This is a genomic window from Pseudomonas sp. LH1G9 (assembly GCF_002949975.1).
GTDB classification, from domain to species: domain Bacteria; phylum Pseudomonadota; class Gammaproteobacteria; order Pseudomonadales; family Pseudomonadaceae; genus Aquipseudomonas; species Aquipseudomonas veronii.
The window spans coordinates 4,291,157-4,314,269 of the sequence record NZ_CP026880.1; the positions used below are offsets into that span (position 1 = coordinate 4,291,157).

Genomic DNA, 23,113 nt, shown 5'->3' on the forward strand with positions numbered 1-23,113 from the left:
ATGATGGGCGAATTCGATACCATCCGACCTTACAACGACAGCGAAGTCCCGGCAGTGCTGGAGCGGCTGTTCAGTGACAAGGCCTTTCTGGACATCCTGACCCACTTCCGCTTCCCGCGCTTTGCCGGCGCGCTGGGCTGGCTGCTCAAACCCATGATCGCCCGCAAACTGCGCCGTGAATTCGCCGGCGTCACCACCGTGGCCACGCTGCAGGACAAAGTCGAGTATTACGTCGACCACACCATTGATCGAGCGACCGACGGCGTGACCTATACCGGCGTGGAACAGCTCAAATCGGGCACCGCCTACGTCTTTTTGGCCAACCATCGCGATATCGTGATGGACCCGGCCTTCGTCAACTACGCCGTGTACCACGCCGGCCTGCCGACACCGCGTATCGCCATCGGCGACAACCTGTTGCAAAAGCCGTTTGTCAGCGACCTGATGCGCCTGAACAAGAGCTTCATCGTGCACCGCTCGATCACCGGGCGAAAGGAAAAAATGGCGGCTTACCAGTTGCTGTCGGCCTACATCAACCATTCGATCCGCCACGACTGCCAGTCGATCTGGATCGCCCAGGCCGAAGGCCGCGCCAAGGATGGGGATGACCGCACCGAATCGGCGATCCTCAAGATGTTCCACGTCAGCCGCAAGGACGAGCCGTTCGCCGAGGTGATCCAGTCGCTGAACCTGACGCCCGTGTCCATCAGCTACGAATACGACCCATGCGACTTGGCCAAGGCTCGCGAGCTGTACATCCGCGCCACCACCGGCACCTACACCAAGGCACCGGGTGAAGACGATGTGAGCATTGCCCTGGGCATTACCGGCTACAAGGGCCGGGTGCATGTGAACTTTGCGCCGCCGATCACCGAGCGCTTCGAAGACACCAAGCTGCTCGCCGTGGAAATGGACCGGCAGATTCTCGGAGGTTATCGCCTGTTCCCGGTTCACTACCTGGCCTACGCCCAGTGGAGTGACGCCGACCCGCAACTGCAGGTACCCAAGGCAGCGGATATCTTCCCGGCCGACGAGTTGGCCAAGGCCAAGGCAGAGTGGGAGCGCCGCTTGAGCGAGTGCCCGGTCGAACACCGGCCGTTCCTGGTGGTGCAATATGCAACGCCAGTGCGCAATCAATATCGGGTCAAGGCGGGAATCCCGCTGTAATACACCTAGCCAAACCTGTGGGAGCGGGCTTGCCTGCGATGCGGTGGTTCAGTCACAGCGGTACCGACTGTAACTCCGTTGTCGCGAGCAAGCCCGCTCCCACAGTCGTTTCAGGGTGCAACTAAAAACGCGTGCTGATCCATGAAACCAGCAGCGCCAGCCCCAGGCAGGCGAAACCAACACGATAAGCCAGGCGATGCGCCCGTTCGGTGCGTACATCCAGAAACAGCATGGGTTGGTCGATGGCGCGCTCTTCGCTTTGCGCGGCGAGCCTGGCCATGGCGCGCTGTTCCTTCAAACGGGTAATGAATAGCAGTGCAGCGCCAGAGCAGGCCACTGATAGAGCAACAACATTGATCAGCAGTCCGGGCAGCGCCATCACACACCTCGTTGAAACAGTGCCTTGGTATCCATTCAGATACAAACCTGAACGGTAGTCGCCTCCTGCGCCTAAAAGCTCCTTCCCCCATTGACGGCTAATGTATCGAGTAATTTACGGCGTCACCTGAACGTCACCTTAACCGTTCACTCTGTGGCCCTTCGAACGCTCGGGAGCTTGTCATGTTGCACGCGCAAAACCAGGATCGACTGTATTTGATAGCCCCAAGCGATGAGCAAGAGGCGCTGATCGGCGGCCTCGCGTTCAACGTCCAGGACCGCCACTGGCTGGTGTATTGCGCCCTTGGCGGGCACCAGCATGCGGACCTGCCGGAGACGGACCTGCTGACCGGGATAAGCCTGCTCGACTTCGGTATCGACACCGCGGCATGAAACGGCGGGCACAAAAAAGCCGGGCTCAGCGCTGAGCCCGGCTTGTTATTGAGCGTTATTGCGAGCTGAGCAACTGGCCGATGCTCGGGTCCTTGAACAGACGGGTCAGGGCGTCGCTCAGGACGTCGCTGACCAGCTTGGTGTTGGTCTCCTGGTTGGGCGACATACCGAAGCGCTGGTTGAGGGACGCACCATAACGGCCGCTGTAGCGACGAGTGCCGGCGCTCACGTCGGACCTGAACGTCGCGCCGATAGTGGCCTCAGTCACGTACAGGCCGTCTTTGGGCGACTGGTATTTCAGCTCGGCCAGGGTGATGGTCAACTGCGGCGCGCCCGGCGAGTTGGCCGGGGTAAAGCCGAGCAACCGCACCGCTGCTTCAGCCTGGGCTTGCAGTTTGGGGAGCACATCGGCACCGCTCACCGACACCAGCGCGGTCTCCGGATACAGGCCACCACGGGAGCCCAGGGTCGGCGAAGGACGACCATCCACCACACGCACCGACACCGGCTGACCGTGACCCACCGGAGCCAACTGCGTGGTGAGCTTCGGTTGCGGGCTGAGTTGTTGCGGGCTATTGGCGCAGCCAACCAGGGTCAAACTGGTCACAGTGATCAAACCGAACAACAGGCGTTGCAACATGCTCTTCTCTCCAGAAATCGAGTACCGACAGGCCGGCAGTATAGCGGGCGGCCCTCGCCGGGAACTAGCGTCAGTTACAACCTAAGACCCGCAGGCATTGTAGGGGTTCGATGTCACCGATATGTCACAGCCGATACATGGGCCCGTCATCCCCGGCAGGCATGCTTGGTCTCAATCTCAGGAGGCTGACTTCATGCATTTTCTCTGGTCGCTGTTTACCCGCAAGCCCGCCCTTCGCCAATTTGCCCTGCTCGATGTGCAAGGTCGCTGCCAGGCTTTCAAAGAGTGCAGCCAGCCTCCGGTCGGTGATGGCTGGGTGGAAATCGAAGAAATCCGCTTGAGCTGGATGCACCGCCCGCTGCCCGCCAGCGCGCGTATCAGCCCACGCGCGACGCAGTCGCCGCATCACCAGCCGTTGGCCGCCTGACCGAACGCCTAATAAAAGTCATAAAACACGCCCATTTCCTTGGCGTTCTTCGCTACAATCTCCCCCCGATTATAAGGACGTCTCCTGATCGGGCCTCGCAACATCGTTAATGCTTCGGTATTAGCCCCCCAGATCGCCCACAGAGAGCCGCCCACACAGATCGTGTGAAGCTGGCGCGCTTGCTGTTTTCTTTGCAAACCACCCACCTTTACCGAATCTGCCAGAGCTGCCATTGCGCTCGGCCACTTGAGTTGTTTGCCCGTTTTGCCGCATGCCGGCAAGGTTTTCCGGGCCAGGTGCCAGGCTGGGGCAGCCCTTTTTTGAGGTTCACGTCTTCAAAAGAGCGTGAAAAAACGGGTTTTCACAACTTCACAAGAGTGTGGCGAGCAAATGAATAGTTTGGCGTTTGTACAAGCACCATCAGCGTCTGGAACAGCCCAATCACACAGGACCGAGTGCTCCGGGGCTTGAGCCTGTCCGCTACGGATTGATTGCACGGATCGCACGCTTTGACCATAAGTCGAATTGCCACGGCAGCCCATGAATGCGTTCATAGGCGGATTAGCCCGGCAGGAAGCGTGCGCTGAACTTGCAAAGAATTGCGAATCGGACATGGCGATCCTGGCCATGGGTAACCTGGGGCAACACGTGAACCGCCCCGTCACTCCTGGCAGCCATGCCGTCAATTTGGTGCTGCAGATTTTGGAGACGCGTTAAATGGCGCATAACGAAGCAGTCGACGTAGTACTGGTAGGGGCCGGCATCATGAGTGCCACCCTGGCCGTACTGCTCAAAGAGCTCGACCCCGGCCTCAAGCTGGAAGTCGTTGAGCTGATGGACTCGGGAGCCGCGGAGAGTTCCAACCCGTGGAACAACGCCGGTACCGGCCACGCCGGGCTGTGTGAGCTGAATTACACACCCCAGGCCGCCGATGGTTCCATCGACATCAAGAAAGCTGTCCACATCAACACCCAGTTCGAGGTGTCGAAGCAGTTCTGGGCGTACCTGACCAAAAAAGGCACCTTTGGCTCGTCCAAGTCCTTTATCACCCCGGTGCCGCACCTGAGCTTCGTGCAGGGAGACAAAGGCGTAGCCTTCCTCAGGAAGCGCTTTGAAACCCTCAGCCAGCATCATGCATTTTCGGATATGCGCTATACCGAAGACCGCAATGAGATGGTCGAGTGGATACCGCTGATGATGCCAGGCCGCCCGCTCGACGAGAAAATCGCCGCGACCCGTGTGCAGAACGGCACCGACGTCAACTTCGGCGCCCTGACCAACCAGTTGCTGAACCACCTGACCAGCGCGCCCGATGCCCAGGTCAAGTACAGCAAACGCGTGACCGGCCTCAAGCGCAATGGCGCGGGCTGGACCGTGAGCATCAAGGACGTCAACAGCGGCAACAGCCGCGACGTGAACGCCAAGTTCGTGTTCCTTGGCGCCGGTGGCGCGGCCCTGCCGCTGCTGCAAGCCTCGGGCATCGAAGAAAGCAAAGGTTTCGGCGGTTTCCCGGTCAGTGGCCAGTGGCTGCGTTGCGACAACCCGGAAGTGGTCAAGCACCACCAGGCCAAGGTCTACAGCCAGGCCGCCGTGGGTTCGCCACCGATGTCCGTGCCGCACCTGGACACCCGCGTGGTCGACGGCAAGACGTCCCTGCTGTTCGGGCCTTACGCCGGTTTCACCACCAAGTTCCTCAAGCACGGCTCGTTCCTTGACCTGCCGTTGTCGGTGCGCGCGGGCAACATCGGCCCGATGCTGGCCGTGGCCCGGGACAACATGGACCTGACCAAGTACCTGGTCAGCGAAGTGATGCAGTCCATGGAACAGCGCCTGGAATCCCTGCGCCGCTTCTACCCGCAAGCCAAAGCCGAAGACTGGCGCCTGGAAGTGGCCGGCCAACGGGTGCAGATCATCAAGAAAGACCCGAAAAAAGGCGGCGTGCTGCAATTCGGCACCGAGCTGGTCGCGGCCAAAGACGGCTCGCTGGCGGCGCTGCTGGGCGCGTCCCCGGGCGCTTCGGTGACGGTGTCGATCATGCTCGAACTGATCGAACGCTGCTTCCCGACCAAGGCTGCCGGCGAGTGGGCAGCCAAACTGCACGAGATCTTCCCGGCCCGTGAAAAGGTCCTGGAGACCGATGCCGAGCTGTACCGCAAGATCAACGCGCAGAACAACATCAGCCTGGAACTGGTTAAGCAAAACAACGAAGCCCAAAGCTACGCTTAAGGCCACTCGAAATAAAAAAAGCCCCGCTTCTCGATGTGAGCCGCGGGGCTTTTTTTCGCCTGCGATCAGCCGCGGGCGTTATCGATCAATTCAATGTACTCGGCGGCGTTGCGCTGGTCCTTGATCAGATCGACGAAGGTCTGGCCATGCTCGTCCTTGCCATCGAGGTCCAGGCCGGCGGCCTTGAAGAAGCCCAGGAAGCGCTCGAAGTCGTCGATACGCAGGCCACGATAGGCCTTGATCAGTTTGTGCAGGGAGGGTGAAGTCGCGTCGACGGGTTCGAAGTCCAGGAACAACTTGATCTGATCGTCGCCGATCTCGTCACCAATCACCTGTTTCTTATCTTTACGCATTACCGACTCCAGCCTGCGGACATTTACATGGGGTTTGAAGTCTACCTGCGAGGCGCGGGCGGCGAAAGCGCTGAGAACCACTGTGGGAGAGGGCTTGCTCCCGATTGCGCTGGATCAGTCAATTAGCTGTCGACTGACACACCGTCATCGGGAGCAAGCACCCTCCCACATTGGGTTCGTCAGGGTGCTGGCTACTTGGTGCGTACCACGCCGGTATGCAGATCCGCCCAGATATGCCCGTTGGCATAACTGAGGAACTGCACATACACCGTGTCATTGCGCAGCAGGTCGACGATCACGCGGTATTGGGTCGCGGGGTAGGACAAGGTCAGGGTCTTGGTCTTGTCATCGAACACCGGCTTTTTCAGGCTTTTGCTTTCGGCGTCGAAATTGACGATCACCTGGGCGATGCTTGCGCCTTTGTTCAAGGACTTGCCCTTGAGGCGAATCATCACCGGCGACGTCACCGGGATCGGCTGCTGCGTGGATTGGCGCTGATTACCGACCACCACCGCATACTCGGTGACTTGCAACAGTTGCTGCTGATCAGGCGCTTCGGCGCGCAGGGCCAGGTCGTCGGGCGGCAGGAATTGGCTGTGCATCGGCGCCGGGGCGGCGGCCAGCGGCAAGCTGAGGGTCAGCGCCAGGGCGGCGCAGGTGCGAATCAACAGGCTCATGGGCCGCTCCGGGAAAGATGGCCCAGCACTGTAGCTCAATCGAACTGGGCAAGCATCCAGCGTTGATACTCGGCCACATCGGCATCGCCTTCGCGAGGTGCCCAGTCGGCCAATTCACCCTCGCCCACCGGTCGGTACGGCCCGGCCTTGCACTCGAACATCACCGTGTCAGGCGCCAGCACCACCAAACCGTGGAATACCCCCGGCGGCAGATCGATGCCCGAACACTCGCCGCCCGCCTGCATCACGCGCTTGGCGATCACTTCACCGCTGTCGCTGAACAACAGCACCCCCAGGCGCCCCTGGAGCACCAGCAAGGTTTCCGCCTTGTCCGCACTCAGATGCCGATGAGGCGGCACGTAGGTGCTGGGTTGCAAGCCCACGGCCAGGCGATGGCAGGGCTCTTCCATCTCGTGGAAGTTGTGGTGGTGTCGGCCACGGGGGCTAGCGGCCGCCTTCTCGGCCAATTCAGCAAACAGCGTCTGATCAAGAAAGCGGGCCATGCATTACATCCCTTTAACGGCGTAAATCCCATTGGCGTTGCGCCAGTAACCTTTGTAGTCCATGCCGTAACCGAAGATGTAGCGGTCGATGCACGGCAGGCCGACGAAATCGGCCTTCATTTCGGGGCGCGCCTTGCGGTCGTGGTCTTTGTCGATCAACACCGCGGTATGGACTTTGCGCGCGCCGGCGTGTTTGCAGAAGTCGATGATCGCGCTCAGGGTGTGCCCTTCATCGAGGATGTCGTCGATGATCAGCACGTCGCGGTCGATGAACGAGACTTCCGGCTTGGCTTTCCAGAACAGGTCGCCGCCGCTGGTTTCGTTGCGATAACGTGTAGCGTGCAGGTAGGACGCTTCCAGCGGGAAGTGCAGATGGGTCAGCAATTTGCCGGCGAAGATCAGACCACCGTTCATCACGCAGAAGACCACCGGGTTGGTGTCGGCCATTTCGCGGGTGATCTGTGCGCCGACCTTGGCGATCGCCTCTTCGACTTGCGCTTCGGTGTACAGGCAGTCAGCCTCGCGCATGATTTGACGGATATGCTCGAGATCAGCGGACATGGCGCTCTCCAGGGGGTGCTGTGGCAAGAAAAGCGGGCAAAGGTACGCATGTGAGGCGCAACGTTCAAGCCTTAATGGACTAACGTGCTAGATGTCTATAGGACAACACCCTCGGATAGATTAATCTAGGCCGGTTTTTTTGCCCGCCGCCGGAGCCTTTCCCATGCCCACTCGCGAGATCCGCCATCCGCTGATCCGACACAAGCTCGGCCTTATGCGCCGCGCCGACATTAGCACGAAGAACTTCCGTGAGCTTGCTCAGGAAGTCGGAGCGTTGCTCACCTACGAAGCCACCAAAGACCTGCCCCTGGAAAGCTACGAGATCCCCGGTTGGGCCGGCCCCGTCCAGGTCGAGAAGATCGCCGGCAAGAAAATCACCGTGGTGCCGATCCTGCGCGCCGGCATCGGCATGCTCGAAGGCGTCCTCAGCCTGATCCCCGGCGCCAAGGTCAGCGCCGTGGGCGTGGCTCGCAATGAAGAAACGTTGCAGGCCCACACCTACCTGGAAAAACTCGTACCGGAAATCAACGAGCGTCTGGCGATGATCATCGACCCGATGCTCGCCACCGGCAGTTCCATGGTTGCCACCATCGACCTGCTGAAGAGGGCCGGTTGCAAGGACATCCGCGCCATGGTGCTGGTCGCCGCGCCCGAAGGCATCGCCGCCGTCGAGAAGGCCCACCCGGACGTGCAGATCTACACCGCGTCCATCGATGAGCGCCTGAATGAAAACGGCTACATCATCCCAGGCCTGGGCGACGCCGGTGACAAGATCTTCGGTACCAAGCAGAAGGACGCGTGAGCATGCAGGATGAATTCAACGACCCGCTTTGGCGCCAGATCCTGTCTGGCGCACAAATGCTCTTTGTGGCATTTGGCGCGTTGGTGTTGATGCCGCTGATCACAGGTCTTGATCCAAACGTCGCCCTGTTCACCGCCGGTCTGGGCACGTTGCTGTTCCAACTGGTGACCGGGCGGCAGGTGCCGGTGTTTCTGGCGTCGAGCTTTGCCTTTATCACCCCGATCATTCTCGCCAAGGGCCAGTTTGGCCTGGCGGCGACCATGGGCGGGGTGATGGCGGCCGGTTTCGTTTATACCTTCATGGGGTTGGCGGTGAAGATCAAGGGCACCGGTTTCATCGACCGGCTGCTGCCGCCGGTGGTGATCGGGCCGGTGATCATTTCCATCGGCCTGGCCATGGCGCCGATTGCCGCCAACATGGCGATGGGTAAATCCGGCGATGGCGCCGAGCTGATCCATTACCAGACGGCGATGCTGATCTCGATGCCGGCGCTGCTGACCACCCTGATCGTGGCCGTGTTCGGCAAGGGCATTTTCCGCCTGGTGCCGATCATCTCTGGCGTACTGGTGGGCTTTGCCATGGCGTTCTACTTCGGCGTGGTCGATACGGCCAAAATTGCCGCCGCACCGTGGTTCGCCCTGCCCCACTTCACCGCGCCGGAGTTCAACTGGCAGGCGATTCTGTTTATCGTCCCAGTGGCCCTGGCCCCGGCGATCGAGCATATCGGCGGTGTGATTGCAGTGGGCAGCGTGACCGGTCGCGACTACCTGAAGAAGCCCGGCCTGCACCGCACCCTGCTGGGTGACGGGATTGCCACCACGGCCGCCGGCCTGTTTGGCGGCCCGCCGAACACCACCTACGCCGAAGTGACCGGCGCAGTGATGCTGACCAAGAACTACAACCCGAAGATCATGACCTGGGCGGCAATCTTTGCCATCAGCCTGGCGTTTATCGGCAAGTTCGGCGCACTGCTGCAGAGCATTCCAGTGCCGGTGATGGGCGGGATTCTGTGCCTGCTGTTCGGCTCGATCGCCGCCGTGGGCATGAACACGCTGATCCGCCACAAGATCGACCTGGGCGAAGCACGCAATCTGGTGATTGTCTCGGTGACGCTGGTGTTCGGGATTGGCGGTGTGCTGATCGGCACCGGCACCGGGCCGGACGATTTCGGCCTGAAGGGCATCGCCCTGTGTGCGGTGGTAGCGATTGGCTTGAACCTGCTGCTGCCAGGCAATGATGGCTGGAAGCACAAGAAGCCGGATGAGCCGTTGATCTAACCAGCATTGCAAAACTGAATGTGGGAGGGGGCTTGCCCCCGATGACGGAGTGCCAGTCGACATCTAATCGACTGATCTGCCGCTATCGGGGGCAAGCCCCCTCCCACATTGTTAGATCTTCAGTGTGACTTAGAGCTCGCCTAGGCCATCGATCAGCGCCTGATTCTGCTCCGGCGTACCGATGCTGATCCGCAGGAACTGATCAATCCGCGCCTGCTTGAAGTGCCGCACGATCACGCCTTGCTCACGCAACTTGGCCGCCAGGCCGGCGGCGTCGTGCCGTGGGTGGCGGGCGAAGATGAAGTTCGCAGCCGATGGCAACACTTCAAAGCCCTTGCCTTCCAATTGCGCGACCACCTTGTTGCGGCTGTCGATCACCCACCGGCAGGTCTTCTCGAAGTACTCGCGGTCGTCGAACGCCGCCGCTGCGCCGACAATCGCCAGGCGATCGAGCGGATAGGAGTTGAAGCTGTTCTTGACCCGCTCCAGCGCCTCGATCAGGTCCGGGTGGCCCACGGCCAGGCCCACGCGCAAACCGGCCAGTGAGCGCGATTTGGACAAGGTCTGGGTGACCAGCAGGTTCGGGTAGCGATCCACCAGGCTGATGGCGGTTTCGCCACCGAAGTCGACGTAGGCTTCATCCACCACCACCACCGAATCCGGGCTGGCCTTGAGGATCTGCTCCACCGCGTCCAGGGCCAGCACGCAGCCGGTCGGCGCGTTCGGGTTGGGGAAGATGATCCCGCCGTTCGGCCTGGCGTAGTCCGCCGCGCGGATCTGGAACTGCTCATCCAGCGGCACCGCGTCGAATTTGATGCCATAGAGGCCGCAGTACACCGGATAAAAGCTGTAGCTGATATCCGGGAACAGCAGCGGCAAGTCGTGCTGGAACAGCGCGTGGAAGATGTGTGCCAGGACTTCGTCGGAACCGTTGCCGAGGAACACTTTGCCGGCGTCGATCCCGTAATAGCGGGCCACGGCCTGCTTGAGCAGGTCGCTGTTGGGGTCCGGGTACAGGCGCAGATTGTCGCTCAACTCGACCTGCATGGCCGCCAGCGCCTTGGGCGACGGGCCGTAGGGGTTTTCGTTGGTGTTGAGCTTGACCAGCTTGGTCAACTTGGGCTGTTCACCGGGTACGTAAGGCACCAGCTCCTTGACGAAGGGGCTCCAGAATTTGCTCATGTCTCAGTTCCCCTTATTGTCTTCAAGGATGCGGTATTCGGCGCTCCGGGCGTGGGCGCTCAAGGATTCGCCACGGGCCAGTACCGAGGCGGTCTTGCCCAACTCGGAAGCACCTTGTGGCGAGCAGAAGATGATCGACGAACGCTTCTGGAAGTCGTACACCCCCAGCGGCGACGAGAAGCGCGCGGTGCCGGAGGTCGGCAACACGTGGTTGGGGCCCGCGCAATAGTCGCCCAGGGCTTCGCTGGTGTGACGGCCCATGAAGATCGCGCCCGCGTGACGAATCGACGGCAGCCAGGCCTGTGGGTCGGCCACGGACAATTCCAGGTGTTCCGGCGCGATGCGGTTGGCCACTTCGATGGCCTGCTCCATGTCGCGCACCAGGATCAGCGCACCACGGCCATTGATCGACTTCTCGATGATCTCGGCGCGGTCCATGGTCGGCAGCAGCTTGTTGATGCTGGCGGCGACTTTGTCGAGGAACTCGGCATCTGGGCTGACCAGAATCGCCTGGGCGTCTTCGTCGTGCTCGGCCTGGGAAAACAGGTCCATGGCGATCCAGTCCGGGTCGGTCTGGCCATCACACACCACGAGGATTTCCGAAGGACCGGCGATCATGTCGATACCGACCTGGCCAAATACATGGCGCTTGGCGGTGGCGACATAGATGTTGCCGGGGCCGACCACTTTGTCGACCATCGGCACGCTTTCGGTGCCGTAGGCCAACGCCGCGACAGCCTGGGCGCCGCCGATGGTGAACACGCGGTCGACCCCGGCGATGCAGGCGGCCGCGAGGACCAGCTCGTTGATCTCACCGCGCGGGGTCGGCACCACCATGACCACTTCGGTCACACCGGCCACCTTGGCGGGAATCGCGTTCATCAATACCGACGACGGGTACGAGGCTTTACCGCCAGGCACATACAGGCCGGCGCGGTCCAGCGGCGTGACCTTCTGGCCCAATACGGTGCCGTCGGCCTCGGTGTAGCTCCAGGAATCCTGTTTCTGTTTTTCGTGGTAGCTGCGCACCCGCGCCGCCGCGAGTTCCAGGGCTTCGCGCTGCGGCGCGGTGATGCGCGTCAGGGCCAGCTCCAAGCGTTCGCGCGGCAGGATCAGGTCTGACATGGACTTGACGTCCAGGCCGTCGAACTGGCGGGTGAAATCCACCAGCGCGGCGTCACCGCGCTCGCGCACGGCCTTGATGATATCGAGCACCCGCTGGTTGACCGAGTCGTCGGACACGCTTTCCCAACTCAGCAGATGATCCAGATGATGGGCGAAATCCGGGTCGGCAGCGTTGAGTCGGGCAATTGCAGTGGACGTGGTCATAGCGAGGGCCTCATAGGATTGGCAAAAACTCAGGCGCCCGAAGGTGCGCTGACGTTCAATAACGAATCGCGTTGGTGCTGTGGCCGTGCCAGGCAAGGCGCGGGACGCCGGTAAGGGTTTGTTTCCTTACCAAGTCCCGCAACGCGGCATGGCGCGGCCACAGTACCAACGCGTAGAGCCTTGCCTCAAAAGGCAGGCTGCTACGCGTCGCTAGGTATTGAAAAAAAATCTTCTACTAACATAACTTGCCTTTTGGGGTAAGGCGCGATTCGTTATTGAACGTCAGCGCACCTTCCCAGCAGTCGTTTCCGCTTGGGCACCTGAGAATTCTGGCTATGAAGCGGATAGACGGGCGCAGCCGTTTGGCTACGCGGGTGAGTCAACCGCGGTGTCGAGACTCCACTGCATTGCGCAGGGTGTCGATCAACGCCTGGATACGCGCGTGCTGCATCTTCATTGATGCCTTGTTGACGATCAGCCGGGAGCTGATGTCAGCAATGAAATCCTGGGGCTCCAGACCGTTGGCGCGCAGGGTGTTGCCGGTGTCGACCACGTCAATGATCTTGTCGGCCAGGCCAATCAGCGGCGCCAGCTCCATTGAGCCGTACAGCTTGATGATATCGACCTGACGGCCTTGCTCGGCGTAGTAACGCTTGGCGATATTGACGAACTTGGTGGCCACCCGCAGGCGACCTTTAGGCTCGACATCACCGACACGGCCGGCGGTCATCAGCTTGCACAGGGCAATACGCAGGTCCAACGGCTCGTACAGGCCCTGGCCGCCGTATTCCATCAATACGTCTTTACCGGCGACACCCAGGTCGGCGGCACCGTGTTCAACATAGGTCGGCACATCGGTAGCCCGCACGATCAGCAGGCGAACGTCGTCCTGGGTCGTAGGGATGATCAGCTTGCGGCTCTTGTCCGGATTCTCGGTCGGCACGATGCCCGCTTCAGCCAGAAGCGGCAAAGTGTCGTCAAGGATGCGGCCCTTGGACAGTGCGATGGTCAACATGGGAAACGTCAGTCCTTCATCAGGCTATTGCGGTCTGGTCGCAAACGGCGCCAGACACAGATCGAGGCCATTACAGCCTCGATTTGAAACACATTCAGCCGGAATACGCAATTGCACACCCCGGGCGGGCGCATCCCTGCGCCCGTGCAGCGGGGACTAGCCCGGTACGCGGCGGATCTTCGCGCCGAGCATCTGCAGTTTTTCTTCGATGCACTCGTAGCCACGGTCAATGTGGTAGATGCGGTCGATCAGGGTGTCGCCCTCTGCGCACAGCGCGGAGATCACCAGGCTGGCCGAAGCCCGCAGGTCGGTGGCCATGACGGGCGCGCCCTTGAGCTTGTCGATGCCGGTCACGATGGCCGTGTTGCCTTCGACCTGGATTTTGGCGCCCATGCGGTGCAGTTCGTACACGTGCATGAAGCGGTTTTCGAAGATGGTCTCGATCACAGCGCCGGTGCCTTCGGCAATCGCGTTCAGGGAGATGAACTGCGCTTGCATGTCGGTCGGGAACGCCGGGTACGGAGCGGTCCGCACGTTGACGGCTTTTGGCCGCTTGCCGTGCATGTTCAGCTCGATCCAATCTTCACCGGTGGTGATTTCAGCGCCGGCTTCCTTGAGTTTTTCCAGCACGGACTCAAGGATGGTCGGATCAGTGTCCTTGACCTTGACACGGCCACCGGTGACGGCGGCGGCAACCAGGTAGGTCCCGGTCTCGATGCGGTCCGGCATCACCTTGTAGGTGGCCGAATGCAGGCGTTTTACACCTTCGACGGTGATGGTGTCGGTGCCGGCGCCGCTGATATTGGCGCCCATGGCGATCAGGAAGTTGGCCAGGTCGACCACTTCCGGCTCGCGCGCGGCGTTTTGCAAAACGCTACGGCCGTTGGCCAGGGCAGCGGCCATCATGATGTTCTCGGTACCGGTCACGCTAACGGTATCAAAGAAGAAGTTGGCGCCACGCAGGCCGCCTTCCGGCGCCTTGGCCTTGATGTAGCCGCCTTCGACGTCGATGGTGGCGCCCATGGCTTCAAGGCCACGGATGTGCAGGTCGACCGGACGCGAACCGATCGCGCAACCGCCAGGCAAGGCCACTTCGGCTTCGCCGAAACGGGCAACCATCGGGCCGAGCACCAGGATCGACGCACGCATGGTTTTCACCAGCTCATACGGGGCGATCAGGGTCTTGATGGTGCGCGGGTCGATTTCAACCGACAGTTTTTCGTCGATCACCGGCTCAATGCCCATGCGACCGAACAGTTCGATCATGGTGGTGATGTCGTGCAGGTGCGGCAGGTTGGCCACGGTCACAGGGCCATCGCACAGCAAGGTCGCTGCCAGGATCGGCAAGGCGGAGTTTTTCGCACCGGAAATGCGGATCTCGCCATCAAGGCGGGCACCACCGGTAATAATCAATTTATCCATAAGAATCTCGACGCCTTGGGGGCTCAGGTGCGCTCGGCCCAGGCCGCGCGGCTGAAAAATTTCATAGTGACCGCATGGATGCTGCCATCGGTGATCCACGGGTTCAAATGGGCATAGACCTGCTGTTGACGCTTGACCGGGCTCAATGCCGCCAGTTCATCGCTAATCACATTCAGCTGGAAGTTGCAGCCTTCGCCTTCAACTTCTACGTTCGTTTCCGGCAGCTTTCCTTCAAGGAAGCTCTTAACTTCTAGGGCCTGCATGCTCAACCTCTATCGGCGCCCAGTGCGCGCGGGTCGCACATCATACAAAAAAGCCCCGCGCCTGCGAACCCCGCATAGCAGGACTCTGACGGGGGGCTTTCTTGAATATGTGTATTAAGGATGCGCCAACAGCTCGGTCAGACCGGAAACGTCGGCAATTTCACGCATGTCGTCGGGCAACGCACGAATGCTCACCGGCTTTTTGGCCGCCTCGGCGTCGCGCATGAAGCACAGCAGCAACGACAAGCCGACGCTGCTGGACTTGGTCACCGCCGAGCAATCGAGCACCAGCGACGGTGCGGTGCTCGCCTGGATCAGCGCCTGCCCCTGCTTGCGCAGGTCGGGCCCGGTGCGGTAATCCAGCACGCCGCTGAGGAACAACTGGCCGGCATCGCCGATACGAACAGCCGCCTCGGTCATTGCGCGGGCTTCCCGGCGGCTTTATCGGTCTCTTCCTTGGCCTTGGCCACTTCACCGGCCCAACCATTGATGGTCTTGTCGAGGTCGTTGCCATTGCGCTGCATCGCGTCGGCGAACTGATCACGGAACAGTTTGCCGATGTTGATGCCGTTGATGATCACGTTACGCAGCTTCCACTCACCGCTGACCTTCTCCAGAGTGTATTGCACTGGATAGATGGCGCCGTTGCTGCCCTTGACGGTCATGCCGACGCTGGTGCGATCGCCCGACTCATCCTTGGCAGGGTCGACAGTGATCCCCTGGTTGTTGTACTCGAGCAGGGCGTTGCCGTAGAACTGAAACAGGCCCTTCTTGAAGTTTTCCTGGAATGTCTGCATCTGCGCAGGCGTCGCCTTGCGCGAATACTTCACCGTCATGATGCTGCGCGAAATGCCTTCGGCATCCACGACCGGGCCGACAATGGTGTTGAGCGAGTCATAGAACTTGGTAGGGTCTTGCTTGTACTGTTCTTTATTGGCTTTCAGGTCAGCCAGCATTTTGCTGGTCGTGTCCTGCACCAGTTCGTGCGCAGAACCTGCCGCGTTGGCCATCAACGGCAGTGCTGCAAGCAGTACCAGCAGACCACGTCGCAAGGTAGAGATCATGAACAGATTCCTCATTTAGCGTCTTTATTGACCGTATTGAGCAGGAATTTACCGATCAGGTCCTCAAGCACCAGCGACGACTGTGTGTCGTGGATGGTCGAACCATCCTTGAGCAGAGCGGTTTCCCCGCCTACGCTGATACCGATGTATTTCTCGCCCAGCAAACCTGCGGTGAGGATCGATGCCGTGGAGTCAGTCGGCAGATTATCGACCTTCTTGTCCAGTTGCATCGTCACACGCCCGGTGAAGCTGTCGCGGTCCAGATCGATCGCCGTGACCTTGCCGATGGTTACACCGGCCATGGTCACTTTAGCTCTGACAGTCAAACCCGCGATATTGTCGAAGTACGCGTAAAGTTTATAGGTATCGGCGGTGGGGCTGGCCGAAAGGCCGCTGACTCGCAGGGCCAGCAACAGTAAAGCCAGGATGCCAGCCAGCAAGAAAAGGCCGACACCGATTTCCACAGTGCGGTTTTGCATCAGAAATCTCCAAACATCAAGGCGGTCAAAATAAAGTCAAGGCCCAGTACCGCCAGCGAGGCGTACACAACGGTCTTGGTGGTGGCGCGACTGATCCCTTCTGAAGTGGGCTCACAGTCATAGCCTTGGAATACGGCGATCCAGGTCACGACAAAGGCGAAGACAATGCTCTTAATGATGCCATTGAACACATCGCCGCTGAAGTTCACGCTGTTTTGCATGTTGGACCAGTAGGAGCCTTCATAGACCCCCAGCCAGTCCACCGCCACCCACGAACCGCCCCAGATACCCACCACGCTGAAGATCATCGCCAGCAGCGGCAGGGAAATGAAGCCGGCCCACAGGCGCGGGGCAACAATGTACTTGAGCGGGTCCACGCCGATCATCTCGAGGCTGGACAACTGCTCGGTGGACTTCATGTTGCCGATTTCGGCGGTCAGCGCGGAACCGGCGCGCCCGGCGAACAACAGGGCCGTGACGACCGGGCCGAGTTCACGCAACAGCGTCAGGGCGACCATCTGCCCCACCGCCTGCTCCGAGCCGTAGCTGGAGAGGATATTGAAGCCCTGCAACGCCAGCACCATGCCGATGAAAACCCCGGAAACCACGATGATCACCAGGGACATCACACCAACGGAGTGCAGCTGCTTGATCAGCAGGCCGAAGCTGCCGCCAATGCCGCCACGGCCGAGCAAGGCGTGGAACAGGAATATCGTCGAACGTCCGAGCACTTCGATGATGTCGATGCCGGAACGCCCGAAAAGGCGCACCTTTTCGATAAGAGATGTCTTGCGCATCAGCGCTTCCCCAGAAGATCTGAGCGGTAGTCCGCTGCCGGAAAATGAAAAGGCACCGGCCCATCGGGATCGCCGGTCATGAATTGGCGAATGCGCGGGTTGTCAGCGTTCATCAGTTCTTCCGGCGTGCCCTGCCCCAGTACCTGGCCATCACCGACTACATAGAGGTAATCGGCGATGCTCGCGGTTTCGGCCAGGTCGTGGGAGACCACGATACTGGTGATCCCCAACGCATCGTTGAGCAGGCGGATCAGGCGCACCAACACGCCCATGGCGATCGGGTCCTGGCCCACGAAGGGTTCGTCATACATGAGAATCTGCGGATCGAGGGCAATGGCACGCGCCAGGGCGACGCGACGCTTCATGCCGCCGGACAGCTCATCCGGCATCAGGTCGATGGCGCCGCGAAGGCCCACGGCCTGCAGCTTCAGCAACACAATGTCACGAATCATCTCGTCGGACAGCTGGGTATGCACCCGCAGCGGAAACGCTACGTTCTCGAACACATCGAGGTCGGTGAACAATGCACCGCTTTGGAACAGCACCCCCATGTGCTTGCGCGCATCGAACAGATCGCTGCGCGACAATGTCGGCAGGTTCTGGCCGTTGACCCACACTTCGCCGGCACTGGGGCGCAATTGCATGCCCATCAGACGCAACAGGGTGGTCTTGCCGCAACCGGAAGGCCCCATAATGCCGGTGACCTTGCCGCGGGGAATGCGAATATCGACGTTATTGAAGATGCTGCGCGTCCCGCGCTTGAAGGTAAGGCCCTTCAGCTCGACCGCGTAGGCGTTATCGGCACTCATCTAAACTCCTTGGGATGCAGCCTCTCACTCAGACACCACGCTTGTGACAAACGTTTGCAACGGTTGCCCAACATATAGTTAGCCACATGGGCTGGGTGGACCGAACTGGCGGCGAACTATATCACTGCTGGTACAGCGCCCCCAAGGCCGGAACAGCGCTTGTTCAGATTGGAGACAGGGAAAAACCGTTGCTGGCTATGTTACCGAGGAATGAATCTGAAGCGCCTGACGACTAAAGACTGACGAACTTGCGTGAGGGAATTGATCATTATCGTTATAATCGTCGACTTTTCGTCAGGCTATACGATTTCAGACATGAGCCAATCCAGCGATCTTATCCAATCCGCACAACGCACCATCCGCCTCGAGCTTGAAGCCGTAGAAGGCTTGCTGGCCCATATCGACGTGGATTTCGTACGCGCCTGCGAGATGATTCTGGCCAGCAAAGGCCGCGTTGTCGTGGTCGGCATGGGCAAGTCCGGTCATGTCGGCAACAAGATCGCCGCCACCCTGGCAAGCACCGGGACCACGGCGTTTTTCGTCCACCCGGCCGAAGCCAGCCACGGCGACATGGGCATGATCACCAAGGATGACATCATCCTCGCACTGTCCAACTCCGGCACCACCAACGAAATCGTGACCTTGCTGCCGCTGATCAAGCGCCTGGGCATCCAGATGATCAGCATCACCGGCAACCCGGAGTCGACGCTGGCCAAGGCCGCCGAAGTGAACCTGAATGTTCATGTGACCGCTGAGGCCTGCCCGCTGAACCTGGCGCCAACCTCCTCCACCACCGCCGCGCTGGTCATGGGCGATGCCCTGGCCGTGGCGCTGCTGGAAGCACGTGGGTTTACGGCGGAAGACTTCGCGTTTTCCCATCCGGGCGGCGCACTGGGCCGACGCCTGCTGCTGAAAGTGGAAAACGTCATGCATTCCGGCGATGAACTGCCCCACGTACAGCGCGGCACTCTGCTGAAGGACGCACTCATGGAGATGACCCGCAAGGGCCTGGGCATGACCGTGATCCTGGAAGCCGACGGGCGCCTGGCCGGCGTATTCACCGACGGTGACCTGCGCCGCACCCTGGACCGCACTATCGATATCCACACCGCCACCATCGATGCGGTGATGACTCCCCACGGCAAGACCGCACGCGCAGAAATGCTGGCGGCCGAAGCCCTGAAGATCATGGAAGACCATAAGATCGGCGCGCTGGTGGTGGTCGATGGCAATGACCGCCCGATTGGCGCCCTGAACATGCACGACTTGCTGCGTGCGGGAGTGATGTAAATGACCAGCGACCTGTTGCAACGCGGCAAGCACATCAAATTGGCGATTTTCGACGTTGACGGCGTGCTGACCGATGGCCGCCTGTACTTCCTCGAGGACGGCAGCGAATTCAAGTCGTTCAACACCCTCGACGGCCAGGGCATCAAGATGCTCATGGCGGCGGGCGTGCAAACCGCGATTATCAGCGGTCGGAAAACCCCGGTTGTGGAACGCCGCGCACAAAACCTGGGGATTCCTCACCTGTATCAGGGCAGGGAGGATAAACTAGTCGTCCTGGACGAGCTTCTTGGCCAACTCAACCTAAGCTATGAGCAGGTTGCCTATCTGGGCGACGACCTGCCCGACCTGCCGGTGATCCGCCGGGTGGGCCTGGGCATGGCTGTCGCCAATGCGGCGGCATTTGTTCGCGAGCATGCCCACGGCATCACCACGGCCCGTGGCGGCGAAGGCGCCGCCCGCGAGTTCTGCGAGTTGATCCTGCGTGCCCAGGGCAGCCTTGAAGCGGCCCACGCCGCCTACCTATAGAGCGTTTTATGCTGAGCAAAAAGATTCGCAACTTCCTGCTATTCGGGGTCATCGCCGCGCTATTCCTGGCGGTTGGCTACTGGAATATCAGCCCGGAGCGCTTTCTCGACCAGCCTGTGGCGCAGGTTGACCAAGGCGCTATCGACTATTACGCCACCAATGCCTACAGCGTGCAGTTCCTGCCCGATGGCAAGGTGCAGTATGAAATGACCTCGGACAAGGTCGAGCACCTGAAAGCGTCCGAAGTCACCCTGCTGACCAACCCCGATTTGAATCTGTATCGCGGCACCGAATTCCCTTGGCACGTCACCAGCAAGCGTGGCGAAGTCAACCCGGACGGCACCGAAGTGGAACTGATCGACTCGGTGCGCGTCGCACGGACCGACGCACAGAACCGCGACACCATCATCACCAGCAGTCGCATGACCGTATTCCCACAGAAGCAATATGCGCAGACCGAGCAAGACGTTAGAATCGACGGCGCTGGCGGTGTATCGACTGGCAAGGGAATGAAAGCGTATTTGAAAGAAAGCAGGATACACCTGCTATCGAACGTAAGAGGACAGTATGAGGCTCGTTAAAACCCTCCCTATTTTGCTCAGTCTGGGCGCAGCACTGGGAAGCGTGAGCGCCTGGGCTCTGCCGAACGATAGCCAGCAACCGATCCACATTTCGGCCGACGATGCACAGCTCGATGACAAGCAAGGCGTCGCAACCTACACCGGCGGTGTGATCATTACCCAGGGTTCGATGAAGATCACCGGCAACACGGTGACGCTGACTCGCACCCCTGCTGGCGACATTGACGTCGTGACCTCGGTGGGCAACCTGGCCTACTTCGAACAGAAGCAGTCTGCCACCGACACCGCCCCGATGAAGGGCTACGGTAAAACCATCCAGTATCACGCCCAGCAAAATCGCATCGTGCTGATCGACCAGGCCAAGGTACTCAGCCCCGACGGCAACTCCACGGAAGGTGAAAAAATCACCTATGACACCGTGAAGCAGGTTGCCAACGCCGGTCGCGCCAACGGCACCAAGGTGACTGCACCGCGTCCACGTATCGACATGGTTATCCAGCCGAAGAAGAAGGCCGAGTAATGGCAACCCTGAAAGCCCAGCATCTGGCCAAGGCCTATAAAGGCCGTCAGGTCGTGCGCGACGTCAGCTTGTCGATCGACAGCGGCCAGATCGTCGGCCTGCTTGGCCCCAACGGTGCCGGCAAGACCACCTGTTTCTATATGATCGTCGGCCTGGTCCAGGCGGACCAAGGTCGCATCCTGATCGACGACCTCGACGTCAGCCACCAGCCGATGCACGGCCGTGCGCGCGCCGGTATCGGCTATCTTCCCCAGGAAGCGTCGATCTTCCGCAAACTGTCGGTTGCCGATAACATCATGGCGATCCTCGAGACCCGCAAGGAACTCGACCGCGACGGCCGCCGCAAGGAGCTGGAAAGCCTGCTGCAGGAATTCCACATCAACCACATTCGCGACAACCTCGGCATGAGTTTGTCCGGCGGTGAACGCCGCCGCGTGGAGATTGCCCGCGCCCTGGCCACTGCACCGAAGTTCATCCTGCTGGACGAACCGTTTGCCGGTGTCGACCCGATCTCGGTCGGCGACATCAAGCAGATCATCCATCACCTCAAGGCCAAGGGCATCGGTGTACTGATCACCGACCACAACGTCCGCGAGACCCTCGATATCTGCGAAACCGCGTATATCGTCAACGATGGGCAACTGATTGCCGAAGGCGATTCGGCCACGATCCTGGCCAACGAACTGGTCAAGGAAGTGTATCTGGGCCACGAGTTCCGCCTGTAGGCCTGCCTGGAAAAAAAGGCGGTGGCAGGCCGTTCGCCAAGGTGCGCGGGAGTCAATGAAAACCTCCGGATTTTTATTGTTACCGCGCTCTAGGCAAAGCCTCCAATATCAGGCATATAATTTGCTTATGTTTGGCGCTCACGCGCCCTGTCGTGGATGGCGCATTGCGCCGGCGAATAAGGTGTTAAGCCCCTGCCATGAAACCATCGCTAGTCCTGAGAATGGGCCAGCAGCTGACGATGACACCGCAGCTGCAACAGGCCATCCGCCTGCTCCAATTGTCGACACTGGACCTGCAACAGGAAATCCAGGAAGCCCTGGAGTCCAATCCGATGCTCGAACGCCAGGAAGAAGGCGACGACTTCGATAATGCAGACCCGCTGGCCGACAACATCGAGCAAAAACCCAATTCCGACGTGCAGGAACCCTCTTACCAGGAAACCGCCCCTACGGTGGACAACCTGGAGGAAGGCGAATGGAACGAACGCATTCCCAACGAACTTCCCGTGGACACCGCCTGGGAAGACGTCTACCAGACCAGCGCCAGCAGCCTGCCCAGCAATGATGACGACGAGTGGGACTTCACCACCCGCACCTCCGCCGGCGAGAGCCTGCAGAGCCACTTGCTGTGGCAATTGAACCTGGCGCCGATGTCCGACACCGATCGCCTGATCGCTGTGACCCTGATCGACTGCATCAACAACCAGGGCTATCTGGACGAGACCCTCGAAGAGATTCTTGAAGCCTTCGACCCGGAACTGGACATCGAACTGGACGAGATCGAAGCCGTCCTGCACCGCATCCAGCAGTTCGAGCCCGCCGGCATTGGCGCGCGCAACCTCAGCGAGTGCCTGCTGCTGCAATTGCGCCAGCTGCCCGCCAAGACCCCTTGGCTCGTTGAAGCCCAACGCCTGGTCACCGACTACATCGACCTGCTGGGCAGCCGCGACTACAGCCAGCTGATGCGCCGCATGAAGCTCAAGGAAGACGACCTGCGCCACATCATCGAGCTGGTGCAGAGCCTCAACCCGCGTCCGGGCTCGCAGATCGAGTCCAGCGAAGCCGAATACGTCGTCCCCGATGTGATCGTGCGCAAAGACAACGAACGCTGGCTGGTGGAACTGAACCAGGAATCGGTGCCGCGCCTGCGGGTCAACCCGCAATATGCCGGTTTCGTCCGTCGCGCCGACACCAGTGCCGACAACACCTTCATGCGCAACCAACTGCAGGAAGCGCGCTGGTTCATCAAGAGTCTGCAAAGCCGCAACGAAACCCTGATGAAAGTGGCCACGCAAATCGTCGAGCACCAGCGCGGCTTCCTTGAGTACGGCGACGAAGCGATGAAACCGCTGGTCCTGCACGACATCGCAGAAGCGGTGGGCATGCACGAATCGACGATTTCCCGGGTAACGACGCAAAAATTCATGCATACCCCACGGGGTATATATGAGCTGAAATACTTTTTCTCCAGCCATGTCAGCACCTCCGAAGGCGGCGAATGCTCGTCCACGGCGATCCGCGCAATCATCAAAAAACTGGTTGCCGCGGAAAATCAGAAAAAGCCGTTGAGTGACAGCAAGATCGCTGGTTTACTGGAGGCACAAGGCATTCAGGTCGCCCGTCGAACCGTCGCCAAGTACCGCGAGTCCCTTGGGATCGCGCCTTCCAGCGAGCGTAAGCGTTTGATGTGACGGGCAGGCCACAGCGT

Annotated in this window: 29 protein-coding genes; 12 read left to right on the plus strand and 17 right to left on the minus strand. The window is 60.3% G+C overall.

The genetic code is table 11. The annotated features are described in order from the left end of the window. Nucleotides 1-3: 3 nt before the first annotated feature. On the plus strand, nt 4-1,167 hold the full coding sequence (locus C5F70_RS19820; RefSeq protein WP_169850554.1) for a 1-acyl-sn-glycerol-3-phosphate acyltransferase: 1,164 nt from the start codon (nt 4-6) through the stop codon (nt 1,165-1,167). A 121-nt stretch (nt 1,168-1,288) separates the two neighbouring features. Here C5F70_RS19820 and C5F70_RS19825 read toward each other — a convergent pair whose 3' ends face one another. Continuing rightward, entirely contained in the window at nt 1,289-1,546 is a 258-nt protein-coding gene (locus C5F70_RS19825) for a hypothetical protein (RefSeq protein ID WP_102617129.1), read from the minus strand. A gap of 182 nt (nt 1,547-1,728) precedes the next feature. On the opposite strand from C5F70_RS19825, the gene C5F70_RS19830 reads away from it, so the two are divergent. Next, nucleotides 1,729-1,938, plus strand: coding sequence for a hypothetical protein (locus C5F70_RS19830; RefSeq protein ID WP_017845958.1), 210 nt, complete (start codon nt 1,729-1,731; stop codon nt 1,936-1,938). Between the two features lie 55 nt (nt 1,939-1,993). On the opposite strand, the gene C5F70_RS19835 is transcribed toward C5F70_RS19830, so the two are convergent. Next, the gene (locus C5F70_RS19835) at nt 1,994-2,578 is read right to left on the minus strand and encodes a YajG family lipoprotein (RefSeq protein ID WP_017845959.1); all 585 of its coding nucleotides are present in this window, start codon (nt 2,576-2,578) and stop codon (nt 1,994-1,996) included. 193 nt (nt 2,579-2,771) lie between these two features. On the opposite strand from C5F70_RS19835, the gene C5F70_RS19840 reads away from it, so the two are divergent. After that, nucleotides 2,772-3,005: a hypothetical protein gene (locus C5F70_RS19840; protein WP_017845960.1), complete on the plus strand. Its 234-nt coding sequence runs from the start codon at nt 2,772-2,774 to the stop codon at nt 3,003-3,005. Nucleotides 3,006-3,013: 8 nt separating this feature from the next. On the opposite strand, the gene C5F70_RS30640 is transcribed toward C5F70_RS19840, so the two are convergent. Then, nucleotides 3,014-3,238, minus strand: a complete 225-nt coding sequence (locus C5F70_RS30640; RefSeq protein WP_158683873.1) for a hypothetical protein — start codon at nt 3,236-3,238, stop codon at nt 3,014-3,016. A gap of 484 nt (nt 3,239-3,722) precedes the next feature. On the opposite strand from C5F70_RS30640, the gene mqo reads away from it, so the two are divergent. Continuing rightward, nucleotides 3,723-5,231, plus strand: a complete 1,509-nt coding sequence (mqo, locus tag C5F70_RS19845; RefSeq protein ID WP_104903936.1) for a malate dehydrogenase (quinone) — start codon at nt 3,723-3,725, stop codon at nt 5,229-5,231. Between the two features lie 65 nt (nt 5,232-5,296). On the opposite strand, the gene C5F70_RS19850 is transcribed toward mqo, so the two are convergent. The 4 genes from C5F70_RS19850 to C5F70_RS19865 form a co-directional block, all read right to left on the minus strand. Beyond that, nucleotides 5,297-5,584: a PA4642 family protein gene (locus C5F70_RS19850; protein ID WP_017845962.1), complete on the minus strand. Its 288-nt coding sequence runs from the start codon at nt 5,582-5,584 to the stop codon at nt 5,297-5,299. 191 nt (nt 5,585-5,775) lie between these two features. After that, complete coding sequence (locus C5F70_RS19855; RefSeq protein ID WP_017845963.1) at nt 5,776-6,261, minus strand: hypothetical protein; 486 nt, start codon at nt 6,259-6,261, stop codon at nt 5,776-5,778. A 35-nt stretch (nt 6,262-6,296) separates the two neighbouring features. Next, the gene (locus C5F70_RS19860) at nt 6,297-6,764 is read right to left on the minus strand and encodes a WbuC family cupin fold metalloprotein (RefSeq protein ID WP_017845964.1); all 468 of its coding nucleotides are present in this window, start codon (nt 6,762-6,764) and stop codon (nt 6,297-6,299) included. A gap of 3 nt (nt 6,765-6,767) precedes the next feature. Then, the gene (locus C5F70_RS19865; protein WP_017845965.1) at nt 6,768-7,325 is read right to left on the minus strand and encodes a hypoxanthine-guanine phosphoribosyltransferase; all 558 of its coding nucleotides are present in this window, start codon (nt 7,323-7,325) and stop codon (nt 6,768-6,770) included. A gap of 163 nt (nt 7,326-7,488) precedes the next feature. Between C5F70_RS19865 and upp the strand changes: the two genes are divergently transcribed. Next, on the plus strand, nt 7,489-8,127 hold the full coding sequence (upp, locus tag C5F70_RS19870) for a uracil phosphoribosyltransferase (protein WP_017845966.1): 639 nt from the start codon (nt 7,489-7,491) through the stop codon (nt 8,125-8,127). 2 nt (nt 8,128-8,129) lie between these two features. Then, nucleotides 8,130-9,404 carry a uracil-xanthine permease family protein gene (locus C5F70_RS19875; protein WP_017845967.1) on the plus strand — a complete coding sequence of 425 codons (1,275 nt, stop codon included), beginning with the start codon at nt 8,130-8,132 and terminating at the stop codon, nt 9,402-9,404. A 129-nt stretch (nt 9,405-9,533) separates the two neighbouring features. On the opposite strand, the gene hisC is transcribed toward C5F70_RS19875, so the two are convergent. From hisC to C5F70_RS19925, 10 genes are all read right to left on the minus strand, one after another. Continuing rightward, complete coding sequence (gene hisC, locus C5F70_RS19880) at nt 9,534-10,586, minus strand: histidinol-phosphate transaminase (protein WP_046384673.1); 1,053 nt, start codon at nt 10,584-10,586, stop codon at nt 9,534-9,536. A gap of 3 nt (nt 10,587-10,589) precedes the next feature. Continuing rightward, the gene (gene hisD / locus C5F70_RS19885; protein WP_017845969.1) at nt 10,590-11,915 is read right to left on the minus strand and encodes a histidinol dehydrogenase; all 1,326 of its coding nucleotides are present in this window, start codon (nt 11,913-11,915) and stop codon (nt 10,590-10,592) included. Between the two features lie 379 nt (nt 11,916-12,294). After that, entirely contained in the window at nt 12,295-12,930 is a 636-nt protein-coding gene (gene hisG / locus C5F70_RS19890; protein ID WP_017845970.1) for an ATP phosphoribosyltransferase, read from the minus strand. A gap of 156 nt (nt 12,931-13,086) precedes the next feature. Then, nucleotides 13,087-14,352: a UDP-N-acetylglucosamine 1-carboxyvinyltransferase gene (gene murA / locus C5F70_RS19895; RefSeq protein ID WP_017845971.1), complete on the minus strand. Its 1,266-nt coding sequence runs from the start codon at nt 14,350-14,352 to the stop codon at nt 13,087-13,089. 23 nt (nt 14,353-14,375) lie between these two features. After that, nucleotides 14,376-14,615: a BolA family protein gene (locus C5F70_RS19900; RefSeq protein WP_017845972.1), complete on the minus strand. Its 240-nt coding sequence runs from the start codon at nt 14,613-14,615 to the stop codon at nt 14,376-14,378. Nucleotides 14,616-14,729: 114 nt separating this feature from the next. Next, complete coding sequence (locus C5F70_RS19905) at nt 14,730-15,035, minus strand: lipid asymmetry maintenance protein MlaB (protein WP_102617130.1); 306 nt, start codon at nt 15,033-15,035, stop codon at nt 14,730-14,732. Continuing rightward, nucleotides 15,032-15,679: a phospholipid-binding protein MlaC gene (locus tag C5F70_RS19910; RefSeq protein WP_046484638.1), complete on the minus strand. Its 648-nt coding sequence runs from the start codon at nt 15,677-15,679 to the stop codon at nt 15,032-15,034. The genes C5F70_RS19905 and C5F70_RS19910 overlap by 4 nt, the downstream gene beginning before the upstream one ends. Before the next feature lie 11 nt (nt 15,680-15,690). Further along, the gene (mlaD, locus tag C5F70_RS19915; RefSeq protein ID WP_017845975.1) at nt 15,691-16,158 is read right to left on the minus strand and encodes an outer membrane lipid asymmetry maintenance protein MlaD; all 468 of its coding nucleotides are present in this window, start codon (nt 16,156-16,158) and stop codon (nt 15,691-15,693) included. After that, nucleotides 16,158-16,955 carry a lipid asymmetry maintenance ABC transporter permease subunit MlaE gene (mlaE, locus tag C5F70_RS19920; protein ID WP_017845976.1) on the minus strand — a complete coding sequence of 266 codons (798 nt, stop codon included), beginning with the start codon at nt 16,953-16,955 and terminating at the stop codon, nt 16,158-16,160. Before mlaE ends, mlaD begins: the two co-directional genes overlap by 1 nt. Continuing rightward, nucleotides 16,955-17,764: an ATP-binding cassette domain-containing protein gene (locus tag C5F70_RS19925; protein ID WP_003171811.1), complete on the minus strand. Its 810-nt coding sequence runs from the start codon at nt 17,762-17,764 to the stop codon at nt 16,955-16,957. The genes mlaE and C5F70_RS19925 overlap by 1 nt, the downstream gene beginning before the upstream one ends. A 315-nt stretch (nt 17,765-18,079) precedes the next feature. Here C5F70_RS19925 and C5F70_RS19930 point away from each other — a divergent pair, with 315 nt between their 5' ends. The 6 genes from C5F70_RS19930 to C5F70_RS19955 all read left to right on the plus strand — a co-directional run bounded on the left by C5F70_RS19930 (nt 18,080) and on the right by C5F70_RS19955 (nt 23,096). Further along, nucleotides 18,080-19,054, plus strand: a complete 975-nt coding sequence (locus tag C5F70_RS19930; RefSeq protein WP_017845977.1) for a KpsF/GutQ family sugar-phosphate isomerase — start codon at nt 18,080-18,082, stop codon at nt 19,052-19,054. Then, nucleotides 19,055-19,579 (plus strand): HAD family hydrolase, encoded by a 525-nt coding sequence (locus tag C5F70_RS19935; protein ID WP_017845978.1) that lies wholly within the window; start codon nt 19,055-19,057, stop codon nt 19,577-19,579. It abuts the gene before it with no gap. Between the two features lie 8 nt (nt 19,580-19,587). Further along, nucleotides 19,588-20,160, plus strand: a complete 573-nt coding sequence (gene lptC, locus C5F70_RS19940; protein WP_048723956.1) for an LPS export ABC transporter periplasmic protein LptC — start codon at nt 19,588-19,590, stop codon at nt 20,158-20,160. Further along, nucleotides 20,147-20,680 (plus strand): lipopolysaccharide transport periplasmic protein LptA, encoded by a 534-nt coding sequence (gene lptA / locus C5F70_RS19945; RefSeq protein ID WP_026139901.1) that lies wholly within the window; start codon nt 20,147-20,149, stop codon nt 20,678-20,680. The genes lptC and lptA overlap by 14 nt, the downstream gene beginning before the upstream one ends. Continuing rightward, entirely contained in the window at nt 20,680-21,405 is a 726-nt protein-coding gene (lptB, locus tag C5F70_RS19950; RefSeq protein WP_017845981.1) for an LPS export ABC transporter ATP-binding protein, read from the plus strand. The genes lptA and lptB overlap by 1 nt, the downstream gene beginning before the upstream one ends. 197 nt (nt 21,406-21,602) lie before the next feature. Continuing rightward, the gene (locus tag C5F70_RS19955) at nt 21,603-23,096 is read left to right on the plus strand and encodes an RNA polymerase factor sigma-54 (protein ID WP_026139902.1); all 1,494 of its coding nucleotides are present in this window, start codon (nt 21,603-21,605) and stop codon (nt 23,094-23,096) included. Nucleotides 23,097-23,113: the final 17 nt, after the last annotated feature.

Excerpts from the sequence above, each read along its gene's own strand:
- C5F70_RS30640 (WP_158683873.1), bottom strand. The coding sequence starts at position 3,238 with ATGGCAGCTCTGGCAGATTCGGTAAAGGTGGGTGGTTTGCAAAGAAAA.
- C5F70_RS19905 (WP_102617130.1), bottom strand. The coding sequence starts at position 15,035 with ATGACCGAGGCGGCTGTTCGTATCGGCGATGCCGGCCAGTTGTTCCTC.
- C5F70_RS19825 (WP_102617129.1), bottom strand. The coding sequence starts at position 1,546 with ATGGCGCTGCCCGGACTGCTGATCAATGTTGTTGCTCTATCAGTGGCC.
- upp (WP_017845966.1), top strand. The coding sequence starts at position 7,489 with ATGCCCACTCGCGAGATCCGCCATCCGCTGATCCGACACAAGCTCGGC.
- C5F70_RS19830 (WP_017845958.1), top strand. The coding sequence starts at position 1,729 with ATGTTGCACGCGCAAAACCAGGATCGACTGTATTTGATAGCCCCAAGC.
- C5F70_RS19925 (WP_003171811.1), bottom strand. The coding sequence starts at position 17,764 with ATGAGTGCCGATAACGCCTACGCGGTCGAGCTGAAGGGCCTTACCTTC.
- mlaE (WP_017845976.1), bottom strand. The coding sequence starts at position 16,955 with ATGCGCAAGACATCTCTTATCGAAAAGGTGCGCCTTTTCGGGCGTTCC.
- C5F70_RS19840 (WP_017845960.1), top strand. The coding sequence starts at position 2,772 with ATGCATTTTCTCTGGTCGCTGTTTACCCGCAAGCCCGCCCTTCGCCAA.
- C5F70_RS19955 (WP_026139902.1), top strand. The coding sequence starts at position 21,603 with ATGAAACCATCGCTAGTCCTGAGAATGGGCCAGCAGCTGACGATGACA.
- C5F70_RS19910 (WP_046484638.1), bottom strand. The coding sequence starts at position 15,679 with ATGATCTCTACCTTGCGACGTGGTCTGCTGGTACTGCTTGCAGCACTG.
- mqo (WP_104903936.1), top strand. The coding sequence starts at position 3,723 with ATGGCGCATAACGAAGCAGTCGACGTAGTACTGGTAGGGGCCGGCATC.
- C5F70_RS19850 (WP_017845962.1), bottom strand. The coding sequence starts at position 5,584 with ATGCGTAAAGATAAGAAACAGGTGATTGGTGACGAGATCGGCGACGAT.
- hisG (WP_017845970.1), bottom strand. The coding sequence starts at position 12,930 with ATGTTGACCATCGCACTGTCCAAGGGCCGCATCCTTGACGACACTTTG.
- C5F70_RS19860 (WP_017845964.1), bottom strand. The coding sequence starts at position 6,764 with ATGGCCCGCTTTCTTGATCAGACGCTGTTTGCTGAATTGGCCGAGAAG.
- C5F70_RS19835 (WP_017845959.1), bottom strand. The coding sequence starts at position 2,578 with ATGTTGCAACGCCTGTTGTTCGGTTTGATCACTGTGACCAGTTTGACC.
- C5F70_RS19935 (WP_017845978.1), top strand. The coding sequence starts at position 19,055 with ATGACCAGCGACCTGTTGCAACGCGGCAAGCACATCAAATTGGCGATT.
- C5F70_RS19875 (WP_017845967.1), top strand. The coding sequence starts at position 8,130 with ATGCAGGATGAATTCAACGACCCGCTTTGGCGCCAGATCCTGTCTGGC.
- murA (WP_017845971.1), bottom strand. The coding sequence starts at position 14,352 with ATGGATAAATTGATTATTACCGGTGGTGCCCGCCTTGATGGCGAGATC.
- C5F70_RS19865 (WP_017845965.1), bottom strand. The coding sequence starts at position 7,325 with ATGTCCGCTGATCTCGAGCATATCCGTCAAATCATGCGCGAGGCTGAC.
- lptA (WP_026139901.1), top strand. The coding sequence starts at position 20,147 with ATGAGGCTCGTTAAAACCCTCCCTATTTTGCTCAGTCTGGGCGCAGCA.
- C5F70_RS19820 (WP_169850554.1), top strand. The coding sequence starts at position 4 with ATGGGCGAATTCGATACCATCCGACCTTACAACGACAGCGAAGTCCCG.
- hisC (WP_046384673.1), bottom strand. The coding sequence starts at position 10,586 with ATGAGCAAATTCTGGAGCCCCTTCGTCAAGGAGCTGGTGCCTTACGTA.
- C5F70_RS19930 (WP_017845977.1), top strand. The coding sequence starts at position 18,080 with ATGAGCCAATCCAGCGATCTTATCCAATCCGCACAACGCACCATCCGC.
- lptC (WP_048723956.1), top strand. The coding sequence starts at position 19,588 with ATGCTGAGCAAAAAGATTCGCAACTTCCTGCTATTCGGGGTCATCGCC.
- C5F70_RS19900 (WP_017845972.1), bottom strand. The coding sequence starts at position 14,615 with ATGCAGGCCCTAGAAGTTAAGAGCTTCCTTGAAGGAAAGCTGCCGGAA.
- C5F70_RS19855 (WP_017845963.1), bottom strand. The coding sequence starts at position 6,261 with ATGAGCCTGTTGATTCGCACCTGCGCCGCCCTGGCGCTGACCCTCAGC.
- mlaD (WP_017845975.1), bottom strand. The coding sequence starts at position 16,158 with ATGCAAAACCGCACTGTGGAAATCGGTGTCGGCCTTTTCTTGCTGGCT.
- lptB (WP_017845981.1), top strand. The coding sequence starts at position 20,680 with ATGGCAACCCTGAAAGCCCAGCATCTGGCCAAGGCCTATAAAGGCCGT.
- hisD (WP_017845969.1), bottom strand. The coding sequence starts at position 11,915 with ATGACCACGTCCACTGCAATTGCCCGACTCAACGCTGCCGACCCGGAT.